17 protein-coding genes are annotated in these 22698 nt (G+C 44.7%); 10 read left to right on the top strand and 7 right to left on the bottom strand.

What is annotated here, in order from left to right:
• Nucleotides 1-30 precede the first annotated feature (30 nt).
• Entirely contained in the window at nucleotides 31-1008 is a 978-nt protein-coding gene (locus R7040_RS15225; protein WP_176311637.1) for a hypothetical protein, read from the bottom strand.
• A gap of 448 nt (nucleotides 1009-1456) precedes the next feature.
• On the opposite strand from R7040_RS15225, the gene R7040_RS15220 reads away from it, so the two are divergent.
• Both R7040_RS15220 and R7040_RS15215 read left to right on the top strand, forming a co-directional pair.
• Nucleotides 1457-3883, top strand: coding sequence for a M9 family metallopeptidase (locus R7040_RS15220; RefSeq protein WP_258454566.1), 2427 nt, complete (start codon nucleotides 1457-1459; stop codon nucleotides 3881-3883).
• Between the two features lie 282 nt (nucleotides 3884-4165).
• The gene (locus R7040_RS15215) at nucleotides 4166-4396 is read left to right on the top strand and encodes a PAS factor family protein (RefSeq protein ID WP_005375384.1); all 231 of its coding nucleotides are present in this window, start codon (nucleotides 4166-4168) and stop codon (nucleotides 4394-4396) included.
• Nucleotides 4397-4470: 74 nt separating this feature from the next.
• Here R7040_RS15215 and R7040_RS15210 read toward each other — a convergent pair whose 3' ends face one another.
• Together R7040_RS15210 and R7040_RS15205 are read right to left on the bottom strand one after the other, a co-directional pair.
• The gene (locus tag R7040_RS15210; RefSeq protein WP_318081387.1) at nucleotides 4471-4851 is read right to left on the bottom strand and encodes a carboxymuconolactone decarboxylase family protein; all 381 of its coding nucleotides are present in this window, start codon (nucleotides 4849-4851) and stop codon (nucleotides 4471-4473) included.
• Nucleotides 4852-4909: 58 nt separating this feature from the next.
• Nucleotides 4910-5266, bottom strand: a complete 357-nt coding sequence (locus tag R7040_RS15205; RefSeq protein ID WP_005375386.1) for a MerR family transcriptional regulator — start codon at nucleotides 5264-5266, stop codon at nucleotides 4910-4912.
• Nucleotides 5267-5785: 519 nt separating this feature from the next.
• On the opposite strand from R7040_RS15205, the gene R7040_RS15200 reads away from it, so the two are divergent.
• Nucleotides 5786-7135: an alpha-amylase family protein gene (locus tag R7040_RS15200; protein ID WP_158155353.1), complete on the top strand. Its 1350-nt coding sequence runs from the start codon at nucleotides 5786-5788 to the stop codon at nucleotides 7133-7135.
• 108 nt (nucleotides 7136-7243) lie between these two features.
• On the opposite strand, the gene R7040_RS15195 is transcribed toward R7040_RS15200, so the two are convergent.
• The gene (locus R7040_RS15195) at nucleotides 7244-7537 is read right to left on the bottom strand and encodes an ArsR/SmtB family transcription factor (RefSeq protein WP_047101698.1); all 294 of its coding nucleotides are present in this window, start codon (nucleotides 7535-7537) and stop codon (nucleotides 7244-7246) included.
• 245 nt (nucleotides 7538-7782) lie between these two features.
• On the opposite strand from R7040_RS15195, the gene R7040_RS15190 reads away from it, so the two are divergent.
• A complete protein-coding gene (locus tag R7040_RS15190) occupies nucleotides 7783-8076 on the top strand; it encodes a hypothetical protein (protein ID WP_005375389.1) in 294 nt (97 codons plus the stop codon).
• Between the two features lie 92 nt (nucleotides 8077-8168).
• Here R7040_RS15190 and R7040_RS15185 read toward each other — a convergent pair whose 3' ends face one another.
• From R7040_RS15185 to R7040_RS15175, 3 genes are all read right to left on the bottom strand, one after another.
• Entirely contained in the window at nucleotides 8169-10133 is a 1965-nt protein-coding gene (locus tag R7040_RS15185; RefSeq protein ID WP_005375390.1) for a monovalent cation:proton antiporter-2 (CPA2) family protein, read from the bottom strand.
• Nucleotides 10130-10747 (bottom strand): NAD(P)H-dependent oxidoreductase, encoded by a 618-nt coding sequence (locus tag R7040_RS15180; RefSeq protein ID WP_047101696.1) that lies wholly within the window; start codon nucleotides 10745-10747, stop codon nucleotides 10130-10132. The genes R7040_RS15185 and R7040_RS15180 overlap by 4 nt, the downstream gene beginning before the upstream one ends.
• Nucleotides 10748-10913: 166 nt before the next feature.
• Nucleotides 10914-11339, bottom strand: coding sequence for a universal stress protein (locus R7040_RS15175; RefSeq protein WP_005375398.1), 426 nt, complete (start codon nucleotides 11337-11339; stop codon nucleotides 10914-10916).
• Nucleotides 11340-11784: 445 nt separating this feature from the next.
• Here R7040_RS15175 and R7040_RS15170 point away from each other — a divergent pair, with 445 nt between their 5' ends.
• The 6 genes from R7040_RS15170 (at nucleotide 11785) to R7040_RS15145 (ending at nucleotide 22649) form a co-directional block, all read left to right on the top strand.
• Nucleotides 11785-13356 carry an ATP-binding cassette domain-containing protein gene (locus R7040_RS15170; protein WP_064354565.1) on the top strand — a complete coding sequence of 524 codons (1572 nt, stop codon included), beginning with the start codon at nucleotides 11785-11787 and terminating at the stop codon, nucleotides 13354-13356.
• Nucleotides 13357-13562: 206 nt separating this feature from the next.
• Nucleotides 13563-15722 carry a prolyl oligopeptidase family serine peptidase gene (locus R7040_RS15165; protein WP_318096899.1) on the top strand — a complete coding sequence of 720 codons (2160 nt, stop codon included), beginning with the start codon at nucleotides 13563-13565 and terminating at the stop codon, nucleotides 15720-15722.
• A 527-nt stretch (nucleotides 15723-16249) separates the two neighbouring features.
• A complete protein-coding gene (locus tag R7040_RS15160; RefSeq protein WP_171345484.1) occupies nucleotides 16250-17041 on the top strand; it encodes a hypothetical protein in 792 nt (263 codons plus the stop codon).
• A 90-nt stretch (nucleotides 17042-17131) separates the two neighbouring features.
• On the top strand, nucleotides 17132-18274 hold the full coding sequence (vmeP, locus tag R7040_RS15155) for an efflux RND transporter periplasmic adaptor subunit VmeP (RefSeq protein ID WP_318081386.1): 1143 nt from the start codon (nucleotides 17132-17134) through the stop codon (nucleotides 18272-18274).
• 10 nt (nucleotides 18275-18284) lie between these two features.
• A complete protein-coding gene (gene vmeQ / locus R7040_RS15150) occupies nucleotides 18285-21425 on the top strand; it encodes an efflux RND transporter permease subunit VmeQ (protein WP_171345483.1) in 3141 nt (1046 codons plus the stop codon).
• A 120-nt stretch (nucleotides 21426-21545) separates the two neighbouring features.
• Nucleotides 21546-22649 carry an OmpP1/FadL family transporter gene (locus tag R7040_RS15145; RefSeq protein ID WP_053350522.1) on the top strand — a complete coding sequence of 368 codons (1104 nt, stop codon included), beginning with the start codon at nucleotides 21546-21548 and terminating at the stop codon, nucleotides 22647-22649.
• Nucleotides 22650-22698: the final 49 nt, after the last annotated feature.

The raw sequence follows: 22698 nt of genomic DNA, 5'->3' as shown, positions 1-22698 counted from the left end.
TTGTATTAAAGTTAGACTTAGTACTTGCGTTTATTGAGCCGTAATCATTACAAACCGTTCATTTTGCCCCCATCTTGGTTCCGCATTCATTAGGCTGAGATCCAACGCCGTTTGGTATGGGTCAACAGCAAAATGGTCGCTTACTAACCCCCAGAGCATCCAGTTGATTGCGGTTTCATTCTCGGTAAGCTCTTCGAGTGGCGCTTGGAGGAAAAAGTACTCATCTTCGCCATCGTAACCGAGCCGATCATAGATAATGTTGCGTAGCTCTCGATCCAAATCATGTTGGAGGTTGATTGAGTCGTACAGTTGCTCTTCTGTTGGGCCATTCTCATGGTGATAAACATTGCGTTTTGACTCTTTGTGTAAAGTACCTGCGCCAGTTTCAATGCTTACTTTCTTTTGCGAGTGTTGCTCAAGAACTTGAATGATTTCATCCTCTAGTTGATCGAGTTTACTCAGCAAAACTTGATTGTTTATGTCACCAGCGGGGGAGGCCATCGTTTGGAAGGCTTTCACTCTCTCGTAGACTGCTTTCCCGTGAGGAAGGGCTGCAAAACACTGTTCTTGAAGCGCTTCATTGGCTTGCCAAATGCCCGAGTAGAGCTCGTAATCATGTGTATATGGTGGAAGCTCTTCAGTATCTTCCCCTAATAATTCTCGCCAGTGCTTTTGCCACTGTTCTTCTTTTGCGTGTTTTACACGCGCGTATTGCTTAACCCAGCGGTTACGAAGTTTTACCCCAAAAATGGCAAGTCCCCATGGAGCGAGCAAATAAAAATAATAGTGAGAAGAGTTATCCCAAAAGTAACCGTAAACGTAAACACCAAAAGCAAGCACCCAAGTTCCAATAGTACAAGCAATAACCCCGGACATTATTGATGATTGGCGCTTTGTTTCTCTTAATGTATTACCTTCAGAACATAACCAAAAAATGCCGCCAAAAACAAAGGCAAACGTTGTCATGAAGTAGGCAATCCCCGCTCCCCAAAATCCCCAAAGTGACATGTATTATCCCTAGCCAAATATCTGCTTTATTCACTCATCAATGACTGGAGGAGTAAATGTGTTTGATTTGGCGGAGAATTTACCATTAATGCCAACCTTTTGATATGCACTCTATGACTTATTGGGAATGAGTCACAAATAAAAATAGATGGTATCAAGCATCAAAATTTAATTTAGAACCTTTGATTGTCGTGAACTCTATCTGGAAGAGTTAAGGGGGGCGTTTAAGGGCAATTTTCCTCATAAAGTCGTTATTTAGAAAAAGGTAAATTAATGTTTTTATTGATAATTGTGAGTTTTTTTGGAGTGGGACTGCTCCCATTTAATTAGAGTAAAAGACCTATTTTTGGGAGCGGTTTCATAAATTTTATGACACTGATTTCACTGTTTGAGCTGTAAAGAATATAAACCCCCACTCAATGTATGTTAATAATCAATGAGTGTTGTTATGTCTCATATCCGTTTTTTCCCGCGCCATCGTTTGGCGCTTGCTTGTATGCTAGCGAGTGTGTCTGGCTTCTCTTTTGCACAAAATCAGTGTGCTGTTGCTGATTTACAACAATCGCGAGATCTGGCTACTGCCGTTTCTGGTGCTGAGTATGATTGCTACCACGCTTGGTTTTCAGCACCTTCAGAAACGCTGAATGATATCTATAGTGAAGCGAGCCTAAGCCGTATCCAAGTCGCGCTGGATCAAGAAATCGCTCGCTATCGTGGTGAAGCAGATCAAGCTCGTATTCTAGAGAACCTAGGCGAATTTATTCGAGCGGCCTACTACGTTCGCTACAACGCTGGTACTGGTACACCTGAGTTTTCGCAAGCGTTGAGTCAGCGTTTTGCTCAGTCGACGAACCTATTCCTAAACAACCCTCATGCTTTGGATCAAGGTCGTGAACAAGTTGGTGCAATGAAGAGCCTGACTTTGATGGTTGATAACGTTAAGCAGTTGCCGCTGACCATGGATAGCATGATGGCCGCGTTGATGCACTTTAATCGTGAAACCGCGCAGGACACGCAATGGGTCGATGGTTTAAACAACTTGTTCCGCTCTATGGCAGGCCATGCGGCGAACGATGCGTTCTACCGATACATGGCAAACAATACACACCATATTGATACGTTGATGAAATTCGCATCTGATAATGCTTGGGCATTAGATACGGATGCAAGCTTTATCGTTTTCAATGCATTACGTGAAACTGGTCGTTTGCTCGCGAGCCCAGATCAGGAGACCAAACGCAAAGCATTGGCAGTAATGCAACAGGTGATGCAGCGTTATCCACTGGGTAGTGAGCATGACAAACTATGGCTTGCTGCCGTTGAAATGATGAGCTACTACGCACCAGAAGGCCTAAATGGTCTGAATATTGAGCAAGCCAAGCAAGATTTAGCTGCACGTGTAATGCCAAATCGTTTTGAATGTCAGGGACCTGCCATTATTCGCTCTGAGGATCTGACCGATGCTCAAGCAGCGAAAGCGTGTGAAGTGCTAGCGGCAAAAGAAGCCGACTTCCATCGAGTTGCGAATACGGGTAATCAACCTGTCGCTGATGATTTGAATGATCGTGTTGAAGTGGCGGTATTCGCGAGTAACACTAGTTACGTTGATTACTCTTCATTCCTATTTGGTAATACAACGGACAACGGTGGTCAGTACCTAGAAGGTGACCCTTCAAAAGCGGACAATACTGCGCGTTTCGTCGCTTATCGCTACGCGAATGGTGAAGATCTCTCTATCTTGAACCTAGAACATGAATACACGCACTATTTAGATGCACGATTTAACCAATACGGTTCGTTCAGCGATAACTTGGCTCATGGTCATATTGTTTGGTGGCTAGAAGGTTTTGCTGAATACATGCATTACAAGCAAGGTTACCAAGCTGCGATTGAGCTGATTGCAGATGGTAAACTGAGCCTTTCCACTGTGTTTGATACCACGTACTCTCACGATACCAATCGTATCTATCGTTGGGGTTATCTAGCTGTTCGATTCATGTTAGAAAATCATCCACAAGACGTCGAAAGCTTGTTGGCATTGTCGCGCTCTGGCCAGTTCGAACAATGGGCACAGCAGGTGACGTCTTTAGGTCAACAATACGATGCTGAGTTTGAACGTTGGTTGGACACATTAAAAGTGGAACCTGAGCAACCTGATACAGACCCAGAAGAGCCAACAGAACCAACAAGCCCTGAAGCACAAGTGACTGAATTGACGGCGAACCAAAGCCTTCAGCTCAGTGGCGAAGCATACAGCGAAAAACTGTTCTACGTTGATGTTCCAGCCAACACCGTTAACTTCAATGTATCTATTGAGGGTGCGGGTGATGCGGATCTTTACATGAGCTACAACAAAGTCGCGCATTACTATGATTTCGAAATGAGTCAATATGCTGATGGCAGCAATGAAGAGATTGTGTTTGAACCAGAGCAAGATGGTTACGTTAAAGCGGGTCGTTACTACATCAGCTTAACTGGACGTGATAGCTATGACTCAGTAAATCTTGTGGCTGCGTTAGAAGTGGAAGCGCAAACACCGCCAACCCAAGTGCAAGATGATTTAGCACCTGTGGTACTAGAGTCTGGTGAAGCCAAAATGCTTACCGTTCACAAGCAGCGTTATGCAGCAGTTCATGTGCCTGAAGGTGTAGAAGAGGTTCGTGTATGGCTAACGGCTCACTCACAAACTGGTAATGTCGATCTATACGCGAGTAGGGAGCATTGGCCTACAGTAGAGCAGCACGAGTATGCGTCCAACTATGCAGGCAGCAATGAATACCTTGCGATTCCTGTTACTGAAGCAGGGTACGTGCACTTCGCTCTTCAGGCTCCAGAGCAAGGCGATGACGTTGAAATGCTAGTGCACTTCAACTAAACAGGTTCGATTAACTAAAGTCGAGATAAAACGTCGCTGATACAGCGACGTTTTTGTTTATATCGGACACGATTATAAACAAACAGCGGCGAATGCTAGTTAATCGGCTGATCTATCGAGTTATCAGTTGCCCTTTTTCTAAACGGCTTTAGGTTTGTATTGCAATTTACCGCGCACATAAACTTTTTTAGCGACGCGTTCTGTGACCTAGCTTCTGATTTGTGTTTCCCAAATGGATACAATATATATGCACCCCGTGCAATAAAGTGAAAAGGGAAAGACATGAAAACGCTTATTTATGAAACGTTGATTAGCCTTGCTAACCAAGAACCAGAACAACATGCAAGAATCCGACAAAATCTCTATGAACAGTTGGATCTGCCGTTCGATAAGCAGCTGGCTTTGTATTCTTGTGCCCTTGGTCCTGCAAGTTCAGGCAAGTTGGAGAGCAGTCAAGGCATTAACAACGCGGTAGATTGCGCGGTTAAACTGCTTGAAACTCCTGAGCGCTAATTCACTCGTTGTTTTAATCACGGCCCGAACCCCAAGGGCCGTTTTTAATTGCGGTTAAATTGATTTCAACGTCGTTATTGCTCTGCTCTTTCCGCTAGCACTTCTTTGAATGCAAACATGCCGTTTAATGCCGCGGGAAACCCTGCGCAGACGGACATCTGCAAAATGATCTCTTTAATCTCATCCTCGCTACAGCCTACATTCAGCGCTGCATTTAAGTGCACTTTTAGTTGCGGCGCGCAATTCCCCATTGCCGTTAGCGCGGCGACGGTTGCGATTTCTCTCGATTTTAGGTCTAAGCCCGGGCGAGCATAAATATCGCCAAACGGATACTCAATGGTGTACTGAGCTAAATCTGGACAAATATCTTGTAAGGTTTCGATGACATTATGACCAGCGTCGCCATCAATTTGAGAGAGTAGTTCTAATCCTTTGTTAAAGCGTGATTGTTCCATCGGTATGTTCCTAGTGAATAAACGTAAACACACCTTAATCGTTAGAGTTAACTCTAAGTCAACGAACTTTTCCGCTTTTATACAAGGCAATTTTTTCTTCTAGAGCCGATAAGTGCTTTTTCTGTTGCTCAATGTGGCGTTTGAGGTTTTCTTGGTGTTGTTCTAACAGGGCTTGACGTTGTGGTACAGATTGAGAGCCGACTTCCCTTAATTTGGCATACTCTAGAATCTCTTCAAGTGGCATTGCAGTTTCTTTTAAACGCTTAACAAAGCTTATCCAGTTTAGATCTTTCGAACTATACATTCGATGTCCACTCGCGTTTCTATGGACATGTTTAAGTAAACCGATTTTTTCATAGTATCGAAGAGTATGAGCAGATAGCCCGACGAGGTCAGAAAATTCTTTGATATTCATTATTATCCTCCAAGGTAGAGCATACCCCATAGAGATAAGCTAAGTTTCGCATTTTGAAGTCATTTCGGGACAGATACAAACAGAAATCTTTAGTCTTTTAACGCTAGGTATGGTGATTTACTGGATTTTTGAAACGCGCCAAACGTGATCCATCTGCCAGTTTCGTTTTATTAACAATTGTTACTCAACGGGTTGGCTTGGCTATTTTTATCCTTTGGGCCTATTTTAGGGCGTACGTAGGTCTTATATTTTATCTTTTTCAATTGAAATTTTTGTTAAATAAAACAATGACTTAGTGTTTTATTGGGCTGTTTGGGGTGTATGTTGTGTGCCCGTTATTCACTCAGAACGATTTATCGCTGTGCAATGGATGAGTCGCTACGCCTTCGATTTCAGCCTTGAGTTAGTGCTAAAAGGGTGAGTGCCTCTGATGAATAGCTTTTATAATTTCGATTATTGAATTCACTCACAAAAAAATGCAAACAAGTAATCGTGAGTGGAAGCGAGCAGGAGAACAACATGAGTGGCTCACAGGAAACACAATCATTCGGTGCAAACGTTATCTTACATGCGTTTGATTGGAAGTATGCTGACATTGCCCAACGAGCAAAAGAAATCCGCGAGCTTGGTTATGGCTCTGTGTTGGTTTCGCCACCAATGAAAAGCGCACACGATGAGCGCTGGTGGCAGCGTTATCAACCACAAGATTATCGTGTTATCGATAATGCCTTGGGTGATACCAAAGATTTTATTCATATGGTTCGTGAACTGGAGCAAGTTGGTGTGTGGGTTTATGCCGACGTAGTGTTTAACCATATGGCAAATGAGGCCCACCTTCGCAGAGATCTTCAGTACCCAAGACAAGAGGTCTTGGAGGAATACCAGAACGACAAACAGAAATATCAGTCGCTAACGTTGTTTGGCGATCTATCTCAACCACTTTTTGATGAAGAGGACTTTGTTGAAGCATTCGGCATTAAAGACTGGAAAGATAAGTGGCAGGTTCAAAACGGACGTATCACAGGTGGGCCAACCGATCCTGGCTTGCCAACTCTTCGTGTTTGTGACCATGTCGTTGAGCAGCAGCGAGCGTACCTAAAGGCGCTGAAAGCTATTGGTGTGAAAGGTTTTCGTATTGACGCTGCGAAACACATGACGTTAGAGCATCTTAAGCGTGTTTGGACAGACGACATCACGCGGGATGTGCATATATTTGGTGAAATTATTACCGATGGCGGTGCGACGGAAGAAGAGTATCAGCTGTTTCTTGAGCCGTATCTACAGGAAACTCGCCTAGGTGCGTACGATTTCCCTTTGTTCTCAACCATGTTTAAGGCGTTTGCTAAAAAGGGCAGCTTCAAGTCTCTGATTGATCCCTATTGTTTTGGTCAGGCTCTGTCCCCCGGTCGTGCGATTACATTTGCTATCACACATGATATTCCTAACAATGATGTCTTTCTTGATCTCATCATGGACGAGGAAAACGAATGGTTAGCTTATGCCTATATTCTAGGCCGAGATGGTGGTGTGCCGTTGATTTATACCGACTTAAACACTAGCGGTATTAAAGGTAAAAATGGTCAGCCAAGATGGCAGGGTGCATGGAGCGATCCGAGAATGGCAAAAATGATCCAGTTCCATAATATGACGCATGGCGAGCCGATGAGTGTTCTTGAAGGTAACGATGACATGCTCGTACTTAAGCGAGGTGACAAAGGTATTGTGGTGCTTAATAAATCACAGCGTCAACAGTCTTTGACATTAAAAATCGATGGTGATTGGGTTGATTTGATGACAGAACAAATCATTCCAAGTGACGGTAAGTTAATCGTACCATCTAAGTCGTCGATGTTACTCGTCGCGAACTAGAAGATGTACACACCGAGGTTAGCAATTTCGGTGTGTATGTTTATCATCGTCATTCACGTTCTGCTGAAATTCAATATAAACTCAAACTCTCTCGTTTTTGCTAGAAATTTATGAGCACTCGTTAACGCAACATTCTGCTTTTAAAAAAACAATTACGTCATCTAAGCACTGATATTCTGCAACACAAAAAAGGGTTCTACCCTCTCGGCGCTGGGTGAGAAGACCAGCTGAAGCAAGGCTCGAGATATGATGAGAGAGAGTGGATGCTGGAATGCCAAGCTTTTCTTGTACGCCGCCTACCGCGATACCTTTGTATCCCGCTTTGACGACTTCTTTGTAAATACTTAAACGAGTCGGATGCCCTAACTCTTTTAGTGCTTTAGCAACGGCTTCAAGCTCCATACTGACCTCTAAAGAATGACCACAGTAATTTTGTTTCGATAATAGGGAAAGTCTCAGTAAATGCCAACTATTACGATCTCAGAACAATTTAAATCAGATGAGATTCATACTGGCTCATGCCTTCATGACAACAGTTGTCTGTTCTAATGAGACAGATCAATCTTCATTATTATTTCACGCCACGTTCAAAATCCCTCGTCTACACTCAATGTTGAGTTGTCAGTTGGCAGACCAAGGAGGCGGCCATGATTGCGGTTCATAGAGATTATTGTTTGTCTAACAGTTCGGAGTTACATGCCCACGTTAAAGTCAATCCTGTCGGTAAATTAGAAGTTGAGATTGTTGAACTTCAAGAGCGCCACACCACAGAGTTTGATGATTTGTCTTTTGAGAGTCGTGGGTGTGAAACTCGAATCTGTGGTAAAGAAGACACAACTCCGTGGCAGTTCAATCTTGCAGTTACTGATGCGTTAGAGCTTTCTCATTTAGTGGAAGAAGCAAACGAAGAGTATGAGATTTTAATGAATGATCTTATGTAATATCGAGAAGATCATTTTATCCTGCACGGCGTGTGGCTCTGTACTGAAAAAATAAAAACCTCCCAAGCGGGAGGTTTTTAATATGGAGTGCGTTATCGTTGGATAGGCTCTTCTCTTGGTGGTGTTAGCTCTTGGACGTTATCTTCATTAAAGTCATCGGCGTAACCTTTAGGTGGCGGTGTCCAACCACGTTCTGACCGCGATAGTTTGTCATGACGATCTTTTTGCATCTCTTCCGCCATTTTCTCCTCTAACTGAATAAACAGTTGTCGGAAATTGTTGTCATAGCGTTCACCTTCAGAATCATCTTCCCAAGCTTTGTAGAGTATTTCTGACTTACGTGCTTCAACACGCTTATATGTCGCCTTCTGCTGTTCAACAAAGAAGGGGTGAATGCCAAGGGCTTTCATTGTGTGACCGCCCATCTCCAATGCAGAATGGTAGGTCTCTGATTCAATAATATCAGCCCCCGCTTGACGCAAAAGATAGCCATGTCCACGGTCAAAGGCACGTGCAATCACTGTTACTTTTGGGTACGTGTGCTTAACGTACTTCACCAGTTCTACACTCGATTCTTGGTTATCAATCGCCACAACCAACGCAGCGGCGTGCTCAATGCCGGCTGTATGTAGCATATCTGGTCGAGTCGCGTCGCCAAAATAGGCGCGAGTGCCAATCTGGCGCATGTTATCGACTTGGTCAGATTGATGGTCAAGTACCACGGTAGTCACGCCGTTTGATACCAATAGGCGATTCACTATTTGTCCAAAGCGGCCGATGCCGGCGATGATCACCGTGCCTGTTTCCTCAATCGTATCGCTTTCGCGTTCATTTGACTGGCTTTCAAAGCGCGGCAGAATCACTCTATCAAACAGAATAAACAAACCTGGTGTCAGGAACATCGAAATCGCAACCACTAACGCAAGAGTTTGTGAAAGTTCAAATGGGATGACGTGGTTTTGCACTGAAAAGCTTAGAAGCACAAAGCCGAATTCACCTGCTTGAGCCAAGCTTAGGGTAAACAGCCAGCGGTTGCTGCCTTTCACCCTAAATATCAGTGCAAGAATAAACAGCACCAAGGCTTTCAAAACCATCACGCCAATGGTCAATGCCATGACCAACCAGAAATCACCAAAAAGGACCGAGAAGTTGATCCCTGCGCCAACGGTAATAAAGAACAGACCTAACAATAGGCCTTTAAATGGTTCGATATTGGATTCTAACTCGTGGCGGAATTCACTGTTCGCCAATACAACGCCAGCCAAGAAGGTTCCTAAGGCAGGAGATAAGCCCACTAAACTCATCAGTGCAGCGATACCAATGACTAGCATGAGTGCAGTTGCGGTAAAGATTTCTCGCAAACCAGAGCTAGCCACATAATTGAGCAGAGGTCGACTTAAAAAGTGTCCACCAACGACGACGATTGCAATCGATGCTGTGATTACGATGCCGTATGCCCAGCCGGGCAACCCCGCAACGAGGCTTAATTCTTCATGGTGCGCTGCGGCTGTTTGAGCCGCGGACTGTGCCTGTTCAATTAATTCAGGTAAGGCCAATAGAGGAATGAACGCCAACATTGGTATCACTGCAATATCTTGAAAAAGCAACACGGAGAAAGCGTTTTGTCCACCTTCCGTCTTCGTTAATCCTTTTTCGCTAAAAGTTTGCAAAACAATCGCAGTAGAAGAGAGGGCGAAGATCAAACCTATGGCTAAGGCTATGGTCCAAGGCTGGTCAAAATACAAGGCAATACCCATAATCGCCGCGACGGTACCGCCGACTTGCAGACCTCCTAAGCCCATTAAGCGATTGCGCATCGCCCACAACATTTTGGGTTCGAGCTCTAAGCCAACGAGAAACAGCATCATCACCACGCCAAACTCGGCAAAGTGCTGGATTGTTGTTGTTTCTTCACCGACTAAACCGATAATTGGGCCAATGACCACACCTGCGATGAGATAGCCTAAAACGGACCCAAGTCCCAAACGCTTAGCAAGTGGGACTGCAATTACAGCAGCAATCAAATATACGAAGGCTTGTAAGAATATCCCTGTCATGAAGCCTCCTTAATGAGCTCTGGCAATGCGCTGTTAAGCTTGATTAATGACGCCGCAGCTTCAACATCCAACCTATCTTCGACTAAAGCTGTTAGCAGGCTCTTGTACCGCTCGACATGACGAGGGATTCGCCCTTCTTCATCTGCTGTACGTGCGCCAAACATCGCGAGAGGGGCAATGTAGTTCATGCCGGTCAGTGCGGACATTTGTTCAATAGGCGCAAGCAGTTGACGAATCGTAAAGTGGTTGTAGCCCTCTGCCTTATAAGCTTCTTCTTTACCCCCTGCAGACAGCACACAAAGCATGGTCTTATCTTGCAGTGCTGTGCCATCTGTACCGTAAGCAAAGCCATATTCCAAAACCAGATCTTGCCACTCTTTTAAAATCGCAGGCGTTGAATACCAATATAGTGGAAATTGGAAAATCACCACGTCATGCTCACGTAAGCGTTGCTGCTCACGGTCGATATTAATATCGAAACGAGGGTATTCGCCATAGAGATCAACACATGTCACGCCTTCAATTTTTTGAGCTTCTTTGAAAAGTGGAGTATTCACTTCTGAACGATGCTGGGAAGGATGAGCAAAGAGAATGAGTACTTTTTTATTTGCCATAGGGATCCTTGCTATCTAAATAACCATGCCCAGTAGGAGCGCGGGTTGGTTAGAAAATGTAACTCATAAATGATCGCCAAGCTAGTTTGGAAAACTGTTTAAGCTGTTTCAATATCAATAAAAAACCACCAAATAAATTGGTGGTTTTGGGAAGCGTTACGTTTTACTAATCATGAATAGGGACGACTAGAATATCCACCGGTGACTTGTTAATTAAGTGTCTGGAGTAAGAAATAATCTTGCTCCAGAAATCTTGGTGGTGACCACAAATCAGAAGATCCACTTCTTGCTCTTTAATGGTGACCTCTAATTTATCAGCCAAGTCGCCAGTACCTACGAAGAAATGTTTAAGTGGGTAATCCATGTAATCACTAAATGTTTTTAAACATTCCATTGAATGCTCATTCAACGGCCTTTGATCCGGGTTTTCTTTAATGTCTACAAGCTCACGATAGATTTCTCCGTGCGTACCATCAATATGAATAAAGGAGATATCGGAGTCGAGATAGTTTGCCATTGATACCGCTCTGTCGATAAGCACGGTGCTTTCATCTGACAGTTCGAGTGCAACAAGGATATGTTTGTATTTCATAACCACGCCCTTATGTGGATTATCTTTACCCTAAGCATAGTATGGCTTGGATAAAAATTGTGTTGCTAAGATCTCGAAATTGTTCAAAGACTTGTTAAAAAGTTAATGTGATATAACAACTTACTGTGAAACTTTCTTTTTGTTCGCATTTGGTTAGAAAGCTTGCTTTTTGAACAAAAAAGCGACTACACTCTGCGCATCATTTCTCTAGGAGATTACGCCAACATGAAGAACTAAACCTGTCATCCATATTTTTACTTATTTTTTGGATCTGCAGGGTTAGTAGGCGTAGCTCACTTTCCGATATTTCTTTGCAACAAGACGACTTTTTGATTTGACGTATATCGTCGAACTTTACATAGAGCTTAATGCGTTTTTGCACGCGTTTTGTTGCAATTTCAAATCATAGCTACGGCTGTTGTCCCTGTCATACAGGAGGCAAATTATGCCGGTTTTACAAGCTTTTAATGTTAGCCATCAGTTTGATAATGGCGAGACGCTATTTCAGTCTATTTCTTGTTCCATGACTAAACGACGTGTTGGTTTGGTTGGGCGCAATGGCATCGGTAAGTCGCTTTTGGCTTCCATTTTGGCGGGAGAAACTCAGCCTGCCAGCGGTGTTGTGACTTCTCCCTCTTCTTTCATGATGTATCGCCAGCAGCCGTCTGATCTGCTTTCAGGCCAGCAATCGATCGCCCAGTTTCTGGGAACAGACTCGGTCTTACATGCTTTGAAGCAGATTGAACAAGGTGATGTTTCTGAGCATTGGTTCGAACTGGTTGGCGAACAGTGGGATATTGAACAGAAACTCAAACAGCAGCTTGCTGCGATGGGCTTGCCGCAAGACCCTGATTTCTCTTGTGCTCGGCTCAGTGGTGGTCAGTTGGCACGTTTGCAGTTATGGCAGTTGTTTGAAAACGAAACGGAGCTTTTGATTCTTGATGAGCCATCCAATCACCTCGATACCGAGGCGAAACAATGGCTGATAGAGTCTATGAGGCATTTCGGTGGCGCGATTTTACTCATCAGTCACGATCGTGAGCTGCTACGAGAGATGGAGGAAATTTGGGAACTATCGGGTCTAGGCTTACAAGTTTTTGGTGGAAATTACGATGTGTATGCCGAGCAAAAACGCACTGAGTTACAAGCGGTCGAAAGGCAGTTAGCGCAGGTCGATAAACACAAAAAACGGTTAGCTGAGCAAGCCCAGAAAAATCGCGAAAAAGCAGACCAACGCGCCGCGCAAGGGAACAAACTGCGCAAAGACGGCAGTCAGCCCAAAATTTTGCTTGATGGCAAAAAGGATAGCGCGACCGCCAGCGCCTCAAATCGCAATAAGAATGAGCAACTCAGACAAGCGCATTTACAAGCCAAAGAGCGGGCGTTGCAATCGCGACATGAGCAGCTCAAAGCGCAAAAGCTTTATCTTGCAGATAATCCGAACCGTTCGAGAAAAGTGTTGTCGATACAAGAAGGTATATTGCCTTTTGGGGATTCTACTCCTATCACTTTGCAGATTTTTGCGAACGATAAAGTCCATCTCAAAGGGAAAAATGGCTGCGGAAAGTCAACCTTGTTAAAGACGTTGCTTGGCGAGTTGTCGTTGCTGAGTGGTGAGCTGCAAGTGAATACCCCCTTGTATTATCTCGACCAACACTTTGGCGCAGTGAATCCAAATCTTTCGTTACTTGAGAACGTAATGGAGACCTGCCAAGAGATGACGGAAAGTGAAGCGAGAACCTTATTGGCGGGGATCGGTTTTCGTCGAGACGCTGTGTTTCGGTTGGGATGCGTACTAAGCGGTGGCGAGAAGATGAAGCTCGCAATGCTGATCGTCAGCCATCAACACTCCCAGCCTTTGCTGCTGCTCGATGAACCAGATAACCATCTCGATCTCGAGTCAAAAGTAATGCTTAGTCAGGCGTTAAATGTATACAAAGGTGGATTTGTTCTGATTAGTCACGACCAAGATTTCGCTTCTGAGTCTGGGGTTTTGCGCCAAATCGAGCTGACTTAGACGAAAGAGAGTAAACGTCATCGTAGCTCTTCAGTATTGTTCCCAAGTTCTACACTTCCACTTACTAGTTTGTAGAACTGGAAGGAAATGAGGGAGTTAGGATGGCTTTCACAACTCGTTTAATGAAATTAGATTCATTTTGTCGATATATAGTAGAGTTCTGATGTATTGCACAAAAAGACAACAGAAAAATAAAAAGGAATTTCATGAAAAAGAACACCCTAGCACTCACAACCGCTCTCGCACTCGGAAGTGTGTTGTCTGTGGCGCATGCCAATGAAGCGGCGCAATCGTCGGTTGAACAGGTAAGCCCGAAAGCCATCACGTATCCAACCACACAAAAAGTGGATATTGTCGATGACTACTTTGGTACAAAAGTGAGTGATCCTTATCGCTGGTTGGAAGACGATCTCAGCCCAGAAACCGCAGAATGGGTGAAGGCGCAAAATGCAGTGACGTTTGATTATCTGGCGAAAATCCCTTACCGCGAGCAGATTGAAGAGCGCATCACTAAGCTCATGGATTACGAAAAACAAAGCCAGCCGTTCAAAGAGGGTAAGTTCCCTTACTTCTACAAAAATGACGGGTTACAAAACCAAGACGTGCTTTATCGGCAGCTAGGTGATGGTGAAGCAGAAATTTTCCTCGATCCAAATACTTTTAGTGAAGATGGCACCACATCGTTAGCGGGAGTGAGCTTTTCACGTGATGGTTCTTTGGTTGCATACAGCATTTCGGAAGGCGGTAGCGATTGGCGCAAAGTCATTGTGTTAGACACAGAAACCAAAAAGCCCGTCGGCGAAACGTTGGTGGATATTAAGTTCAGTGGCATCAGTTGGCTCGGCAATCAAGGCTTCTATTACTCAAGTTATGACAAGCCAAAAGGGAGTGAACTTTCCGCGAAGACAGACCAACACAAGCTCTACTTTCATAAACTAGGGACGAAACAAAGTGAAGACCAATTAATTTTCGGTGGTGTAAAGGACGAAAAGTATCGCTACGTTGGGGGTTACACGTCGGAAGATGAACCCTACTTGTTTATCTCAGCTAGCGTATCGACGTCGGGCAACAAACTGTTCTTCAAAGACCTGAGTAAGCCAAATAGCTCGCTCAAAACCATTTTAGATAACACCAGTTCTGATACTTGGGTGATAGACAACCAAGGCACGAAACTGTACTTGGTTACGAACCTTAATGCGCCGAACAAACGCGTCGTGACGGTGGATGCAAGTCAGCCGCAGCCCAAAAACTGGAAAGATGTGATTCCTGAAACAAAGAACGTGTTACGTGTTTCTACCGCGGGTGGCAATTTGTTTGCGAGCTATATTGTTGATGCGATCTCGATGGTGAAGCAATACGACATGAACGGCAAACTCATCCGAGAAATCAAATTGCCTGATATTGGCAGCGCATACGGTTTCTCGGGGAAAAAAGAAGAAACCGAAGTCTACTATTCTTTCACCAACTACAAGATGCCAAGCACTACCTATCGTCTGAACATCAAAGACGGTGATAGCGAGGTGTACTACAAATCTAAAGCGCCATTTGACCCTGTTTTGTATGAATCTCGCCAGGTGTTTTACACCTCAAAAGACGGAACAAAAGTGCCGATGATCATCACCTATAAAAAAGGGACACCGATGGACGGCAGTGCACCAACCATCCTATATGGTTATGGCGGTTTCAACATTAGCCTCACGCCATCTTTTAGCCCGACACGTGCGGCTTGGTTAGAGCTTGGTGGTGTTTACGCGGTAGCGAACATTCGTGGTGGTGGGGAATATGGCAAAGAATGGCACAACGCTGGCATTCAAATGCAAAAGCAAAATGTGTTTGATGACTTTATTGCTGCGGCTGAATTCCTAATTGATGAAAAGGTAACGTCATCAAACAAGTTAGCCATTAACGGTGGATCGAATGGTGGCTTGTTAGTAGGGGCCGTTATGACGCAACGTCCAGAGCTGTTTAAAGTGGCGCTGCCAGCAGTCGGCGTACTGGATATGCTGCGTTACCATACTTTTACCGCAGGTGCTGGTTGGGCGTATGACTACGGCACGGCAGAGCAAAGTAAAGAGATGTTCCAATATCTGAAAAGTTATTCGCCGGTGCACAATGTAAAAGCAGGGGTGGAATACCCAGCAACATTGATTACAACCGGTGATCATGATGACCGTGTTGTTCCTGCTCACTCATACAAATTTGCTGCTGAGTTGCAATCGAAGCAAGCGGGTTCAAATCCGACCTTAATTCGCATCGAAACCAATGCAGGACATGGTGCAGGCACACCAACGCGTAAAATAATTGAGACAAATGCAGATATTTATAGTTTTGCACTGTTCAATATGGGAATAGAGAGACTGCAATAGTGCGAATTGTTTGCGTTTTAGTTATCGAAACGCATCGGCGATTTATCGCTCGATAATAAAAGGGAATCACAGAGAGTGATTCCCTTTTTATTTATTATAGGCCTACTATTCTAATCTGATGCTAGGCTAATCAAACTAAGGTTTTTAAATTATTATAATGTTCTAATTAATCTGAAGAGTGTTGTACGATCGAAATGAAACATTGATCGCGATCACCTAAATCCATTGCACTCTCTATTCATATGGTAAAATTAATTAATCATTTGTTCTAATGATAATTGAATTTTCATAAGTTTTAATATTTCCTTCTTCGTTAGTATTACCAAATTTCAAGTTATATAATATATAAGTAGCGGTGATTGAACTTTTACGATGCTTTATTTTATTTTAATTAAAACGTCGAATGTTTCGTCATTATTGAATTTGCTTTGATAATTTATGTTATCCAAAGCGAGTTGTGTTGCTTGCTATTTATGATGACCTCATGACGTGAATAATTTTATAATCATTAAAATGGATACAGTTTTATGAATTTAGTGAAACCGTCTGTTGCCATTGTGGTTGCAGCCCTACAACTCGCGTCTTCTGCCTATGCGCAAACAAACAATAGCGAAGAACTACAAGATATGTCTGACCCACTTGCGGTATACACCCAAGCTGGCTTTGGTATTACTGATAAAGGCGCGAACATCAAAATCGGTCAAACTTACCAATCTAGCCAGCCTGGTACCATGGCGATGAACATCATTGAAATGAAAGGCATTGGTGGTGAGCTATTTGGCATTCGCGACAATGACGATCCAATATATGCCAACGTTGATGACAGCATTGACTCTTTCCGACTACGTAATTTCCAAGTAGAAGTCGCAAAAGGTCTAGGCCGTCAATTAGATGTAAACTACGACGTTGATAACGATAAATTAGATGCATCTTATAGCTTTATTCAAGGTCTACCTAAGTTTGGTATGTTGCAGCTATTTCCTTTAGCTGGTGCGGGTGTCACTATTGCTAATGATTTTAGTGGTGATGACAAAGGTTATGAAATTCCAGGTACTTTCACTGTTGTGGGTATGTACTCAAAAATTGAATTAACCGATAAAATCTGGATTAACTACAACCCAATGTATATGCATACGTTGTCAGGGTCTGGTCAATATAAAGATACTTATTATGCGGGTGAAGATAATATCTTGACTCATGAGTTTGCGTTGTCTTATCAAATTAATCCTCGCGCAAATATTCGTTACTTTGCAAACTGGAATGAGCACGTTAATTTCGGTGATGGTGATCACCGTATCGAATTTAACTACCAATTCTAACTCCCTCGTTTATTTCCAGAATAGAAAGTGTGTTTATCCATATATTTAAATATCTAGGCCAAAGCACTTTCTATATAAAGTAGGTTTATCATGAAAGCCAAATATAAATTTGCGTTGGTATCTATTGCTATATCTTCTGCATTACTATCAGGATGCAAAACTGGCGATATCGCAACGAAAACAGCCCAAGCACCCTCTGTTGAAACCGTTACCCTAACCGAAACAAAAATCACTCCTTATCATACTTTTATCGGTCGAACTGAAGCGGTAAATGACGTTGATATTATGCCGCGAGTCGGTGGAGAATTAACCGCGATTTATTTTAAAGATGGCGATATGGTCGAAAAAGGCCAATTGTTGTTTGAAATCGACGACCGTCCTTACAAAGCGGCACTGGCGTATGCAAAAGCGTCGTTGCAAAAAGCAAAAGCGCAACTCGTTCAAACTACGCGTGATGCAGAACGTGTGAAGAAACTCATCAAAGATAAAAGCATCAGTGAGCAGCAATACGATGACGCCATTGCCGCGCAAGCCGCAGCGATTGCTTCGGTAGAAGAGGCGAAGGCGACGCTGGTTTCAGCAAGGCTCGATCTTGAATTTAGCTCTGTGCGTGCTCCTTTCTCTGGTCGCGTGGGTTTCAGCAACTTCCGAGTGGGTGACCGTATTTCGAAAATTCAACTCGTTCCTCTTGTTTCGATCACTCAAGTAGACCCAATTCGCTTTGGCTTTGATGTGGATGAGAAGCTCTACCGCCACGTAAGAAGTGCGATTGATGTGGCTCATCGTAACGATGACAAACTGGATGTTGATTTAACACTGACGCTTTCAGACGGTTCATTGTATCCGCTTGATGGCAAGATCTACGCCGTTGGCAATAAGATCGATTTAGAAACAGGCTCAATTCGAGCAGAAGCACAATTCGATAATCCAACTTACGCGCTTATGCCGGGTGAATATGGCAACTTGACCATCAAGCTGCGCAACAAAACCATTGATGGTTTGCTTATCCCATCGGCGGCTGTTCAACAAGACCAAGCGGGTGACTACGTCATGGTGGTTGGTGATGATCACGTGGTGTCTCGTCGTAACGTTGAACTCGGTCAGACCTACGGTGTGAAACGTGCTGTGCTGACTGGTTTGGCGGCTAACGAAAAAGTCATCGTCAATGGTCTTCAAAAAGTGCGTCCGGGTGCAACGGTGAAAGACGTTGAACTACAGAGTGAACAAGGCTGAGTGAGTACTGATGTTAAGTAAATTTTTCATTCACCGGCCGAAGTTTGCTTTGGTGATCTCACTGGCGATGACATTGATGGGTATGATCGCCCTGAAAGTCTTGCCAATTTCTGAGTATCCTCAAATCTCTCCAACGGTAATTACGGTGAGCACCATGTATCCGGGTGCAAACGCGGACGTGGTTAAAAAGACCGTAGCACAACCGATAGAAGCCAAAGTCAACGGCGTTGAAGACATGATTTACATGTCTTCTGTGATTGGTAACGATGGCTCATACACATTGCGTATTTACTTCCGAGTGGGCGCAGATGGCGATATGGCACAGGTTCGTGTGAACAACTTGGTGGCACAGGCGACGTCGTCTCTACCACAAGAAGTAAACCAAATCGGTGTGACGGTTAAGAAGAAATCTTCCGACATGCTGGGCGTTATCACACTGCGTTCTCCGAAACAGTCTTACGACAGTATCTACCTTTCTAACTACGCGGATCTCAATATCGTTGAGCGTCTAAAACGTATCGAAGGTATGAGTGACATTACGCTGCTGGGTAAGAAAGACTACTCAATGCGTATTTGGTTGAACCCAAATAAATTGGCCACCTTGAAGCTTTCTGCTAGCGATGTTATCGGCGCAATTAAAACGCAAAACATCCAAGTGGCGGCGGGTAAGATCGGTGGTATGCCAGCTCCGGGCGACCAGCAATATCAATATGTTTTGCAAACCAAAGGCCGCCTTACTTCTGCGGAAGAGTTCGAGAACATCATCATCCGTGCGAGCAAGAAAGGTTCTTTGATTCGCTTGAAAGATGTGGCTCGTGTCGAAGTTGGCGCACAAGGTTACGAAGCTGATGGTCGTATGAATAACGAACCAGCCGCCGTTCTGGCCTTGTACCAGTTGCCGACCGCGAACGCGCTAGACGTGATGGAACGCGTGAAAGAGGCCATGAAAGAGCACGAGAAATCGTTCCCAGATGATTTGGTCTATGACATCGCGTATGACTCTACCGAATACGTAGAGACATCGATTGATGAAGTGTATGAGACGCTGGTGATTGCGGTACTTCTTGTCACCTTCGTTGTGTACGTTTTCTTGCAGAACTGGCGAGCGACCATTATTCCAACCTTAGCGATTCCGGTTTCCATCATTGCGACTTTCGCAATCATGGGCGTGATGGGCATGACCATTAACACGATCTCGTTGTTTGGCTTGATCCTCGCCATCGGTATCGTGGTGGACGATGCGATCATCGTGGTAGAGAACGTGGAGCGGGTTATTCATGAAGAGCATTTAGACCCGATTCCGGCCACTATCCAAGCTATGAAAGAAGTGACGGGGCCAGTATTGGCAACAACGCTTATTTTGTTGGCGGTATTCGTACCGGTTGCGCTATTGCCGGGTATTTCTGGTCGAATGTTCAACCAGTTCGCGGTCACCATCTGTGTATCGGTGCTGATCTCTGCGATCAACGCATTGACGTTAACGCCAGCGCTTTGTGCGTTGATGTTGAAATCTACTCACTCGCAACCTATTGCGCCTTTGCGTGCGTTTAACCGAGGTTTTGAAGCAATAACGCGCAAATACCAAGGTTTAGTTGGCTTCTTGAGCCGTCGTATTGTGCTGAGTATCGGTGTTTATGGCGCGCTTATTGCGGTGCTGGCATTTGCGTTCATGACCGTACCTTCTTCTTTCGTACCGAACGAAGATAAAGGCGTGTTCATGGTCGAAATGCGTTTGCCAGACGCAGCAGCATTGCAGCGTACTGCACCATTAATGAAGAAGTACGTTGATGAGCTAAAACAGATGGAAGGTGTGGAGAACGTGGTTTCGGTTGCGGGCTTCTCGGTAATTAACATGGCGTCGATTCCAAACTCGGGCATGTTGATCATCAAACTGGATAACTGGAGCAAACGTAAAGACCCTGAGTTACACCAACGCGCGTTGATGAGCAAAGTTAACCAAATGCTGAACTCAACGCCAGATGCCGCTTCGTTCGTTTTCGCGACGCCGGCAATCAAAGGCATGGGTGCGGTGGATGGTTTCAACCTTGTGCTGCAAGACAACTTGGGCCGTTCTCCACAAGAGTTGGCAAAAACAACCGCTGATTTTGTTGGCCAAATCAATCAACTGCCTGAAGTGGCGCGTGCGTTCTCGATTTTCCGTGCGAACATTCCGCAACGTTACATCGATATTGACCGCGATAAAGCGATTTCGATGGGCGTACCGTTGAATGAAATCTTCAGCACACTGCAAGCGCAGTTGGGCGGTGCCTACATTTCTGACTTCAACTTGTTTGGTCGTTCGTACCAAGTGAAAGTGCAAGCAGAAGAGCAATACCGTGACAACATCGACGACATCGACCATCTGTTTGTTCGCTCAAGCTCTGGAAAAATGGTGTCACTGGCAACGCTAGTGAAAGTGAAGCCGATCTTCGGCCCTGATACCTTATCGAACTACAACATGTTCAGTTCTGCAACCGTGAACGGTGCGCCAGCGCCAGGTTACAGCTCGGGTGATGTTGTAAAAGCCATTGAAAAACTGGCTGCGGAATCTTTGCCAAGTGGTTACTCGTACGAGTGGTCAGGCATGACTTACCAAGAGATGAAAGCAGGCAACATGGCGCCAATCGCGTTCGCATTGTCTTTGCTGTTCACCTACTTGTTCTTGGTGGCTCAGTACGAAAGCTGGACTATTCCTGCTGCGGTAATGATGGCGGTTCCAGTCGCGATTCTCGGCGCAATGGGCACGCTACTGCTGGTGGGACAACCGTTCGATTTGTACGTGCAGATTGGTGTGGTCATCTTGATCGGTATGTCCGCCAAAGTGGCGATTCTTATCGTGGAATTTGCCAAAGTTCTGCGAGAAAAAAAGGGCTTATCCATCATTGATGCTGCCAAAGAAGCTGCTCGAATTCGTTTCCGTGCAGTACAGATGACCGCATTCGCCTTCATTTGGGGGGTATTCCCGTTGGTGATTGCATCGGGTGCCGGCGCGGCATCTCGTCACTCACTGGGCTTTGCAGTATTCGGCGGCATGATTCTCTCTACGTTTGTAGGCACGTTACTGACGCCAGTGTTCTTCGTGATGATGCAATCTCTGCGCGAGAAGTTTAAGCGAAAGAAACCCACTGAACTTGAGGTGAGCGAGCAATAACGCTGATTTCAACTGACTGACTCCACAACACCCCCACGCTGTGTGCGATTGGCCAATGCCTTTCATTGATATACAACCACCGTCGCAGCGTGGGTTCCCCTAACAATAATAGGTTTTAGCATGAAAAATCTTTCAAAAATCGTCGTAGCGAGCTCTCTACTGACGTGTGCTGCTGCGCAAGCGGGTGGGTTATACCTTTATGAAACTACAGCATCGGATATTGGTTTGGCATCCGCTGGTATGGCGGCTCGTGCGCAAGATGCCTCAGTAATGGCAGCAAACCCGGCTGGTCTGGCGAATGTTTCTGGTAAATCTTTCTCTGGTAACCTGATTGGCCTTTACGGTGACGCGCAACTAGACACGATGACTAGCGATGCGGGCAACGTGATTGGTTTTGTTCCTATGGCGTCGGCATTTTACAGCCAACAAGTGAACGACAAATGGACGCTGGGTATTGGTCTGTATGGCAACTACGGCCTTGGCCTCGAGTACGAAGGTCTTTTGAATAATCATTTAGATATTCCTACAGCAACGACACAAGCGTTGACCATTCAACCTTCCGCTTCTTACCGCATCAATGATCACTGGTCTGTGGGTGCGGCGCTTGGCATTCAGTATGGTATGTATGAAGTGGAAACGAAGGGAGCCCTGAACTTCAATGACGAAGACCAAGATACTCAGGTCAACGGTCGAGTAGGTGTGCTTTATGAGGCAACACCAGGCACTCGTCTTGGTCTGTCTTACTCTTCTGAAACCGAATTTGAATTCGACAACAGCAACTCCATTGCTCCGCAACAACTGATCTTCAGTGCTTACCATGAAGTGAATGATGACCTAGCGGTGATGTGGAACGTGAACTGGCAAGACTGGAGCGAATACACAACCACGCTTAAGGCTGCAGAATTGGTCGATGTAGAGACACAAGACACTTACCAAATCGCATTGGGTACTCAGTACAAACTGAATGAAAAAATGATGTGGAATGCAGGTTTTGCATTCGATACCAGCATGTATGAAAGCCAATCAAACGGTGACATTACCGTTCCTACTGGCAAGGCGTACCGCATTGGTACAGGCATTGATTACAAATTGGATTCAGAAAACTCAATTGGTTTCGCGTTTGAAGCGATCTTGATGGAGTCGTCGGAAACGCCACGCTTACAAGCTGGTTTTGATGAGCCTGCTCTGTACTTCATGAGCATGAGCTACAACTGGAAAAACTAATCATTCCTAATCGCTAAAACGCCTTCCTTACAGGCCATTCTACCCTAAC

This window comes from Vibrio sp. 1069, from assembly GCF_033340555.1.
This window is presented reverse-complemented; position numbering and strand designations above follow the sequence as displayed.

Bases quoted from the DNA above. Each gene is read 5' to 3' on its own strand.
- vmeQ (WP_171345483.1), top strand. From the start codon at position 18,285: ATGTTAAGTAAATTTTTCATTCACCGGCCGAAGTTTGCTTTGGTGATC.
- R7040_RS15220 (WP_258454566.1), top strand. From the start codon at position 1,457: ATGTCTCATATCCGTTTTTTCCCGCGCCATCGTTTGGCGCTTGCTTGT.
- R7040_RS15175 (WP_005375398.1), bottom strand. From the start codon at position 11,339: ATGAAATACAAACATATCCTTGTTGCACTCGAACTGTCAGATGAAAGC.
- R7040_RS15165 (WP_318096899.1), top strand. From the start codon at position 13,563: ATGAAAAAGAACACCCTAGCACTCACAACCGCTCTCGCACTCGGAAGT.
- R7040_RS15200 (WP_158155353.1), top strand. From the start codon at position 5,786: ATGAGTGGCTCACAGGAAACACAATCATTCGGTGCAAACGTTATCTTA.
- R7040_RS15185 (WP_005375390.1), bottom strand. From the start codon at position 10,133: ATGACAGGGATATTCTTACAAGCCTTCGTATATTTGATTGCTGCTGTA.
- R7040_RS15225 (WP_176311637.1), bottom strand. From the start codon at position 1,008: ATGTCACTTTGGGGATTTTGGGGAGCGGGGATTGCCTACTTCATGACA.
- R7040_RS15215 (WP_005375384.1), top strand. From the start codon at position 4,166: ATGAAAACGCTTATTTATGAAACGTTGATTAGCCTTGCTAACCAAGAA.
- R7040_RS15190 (WP_005375389.1), top strand. From the start codon at position 7,783: ATGATTGCGGTTCATAGAGATTATTGTTTGTCTAACAGTTCGGAGTTA.
- R7040_RS15195 (WP_047101698.1), bottom strand. From the start codon at position 7,537: ATGGAGCTTGAAGCCGTTGCTAAAGCACTAAAAGAGTTAGGGCATCCG.
- R7040_RS15180 (WP_047101696.1), bottom strand. From the start codon at position 10,747: ATGGCAAATAAAAAAGTACTCATTCTCTTTGCTCATCCTTCCCAGCAT.
- R7040_RS15205 (WP_005375386.1), bottom strand. From the start codon at position 5,266: ATGAATATCAAAGAATTTTCTGACCTCGTCGGGCTATCTGCTCATACT.
- R7040_RS15210 (WP_318081387.1), bottom strand. From the start codon at position 4,851: ATGGAACAATCACGCTTTAACAAAGGATTAGAACTACTCTCTCAAATT.
- R7040_RS15170 (WP_064354565.1), top strand. From the start codon at position 11,785: ATGCCGGTTTTACAAGCTTTTAATGTTAGCCATCAGTTTGATAATGGC.
- R7040_RS15160 (WP_171345484.1), top strand. From the start codon at position 16,250: ATGAATTTAGTGAAACCGTCTGTTGCCATTGTGGTTGCAGCCCTACAA.
- R7040_RS15145 (WP_053350522.1), top strand. From the start codon at position 21,546: ATGAAAAATCTTTCAAAAATCGTCGTAGCGAGCTCTCTACTGACGTGT.
- vmeP (WP_318081386.1), top strand. From the start codon at position 17,132: ATGAAAGCCAAATATAAATTTGCGTTGGTATCTATTGCTATATCTTCT.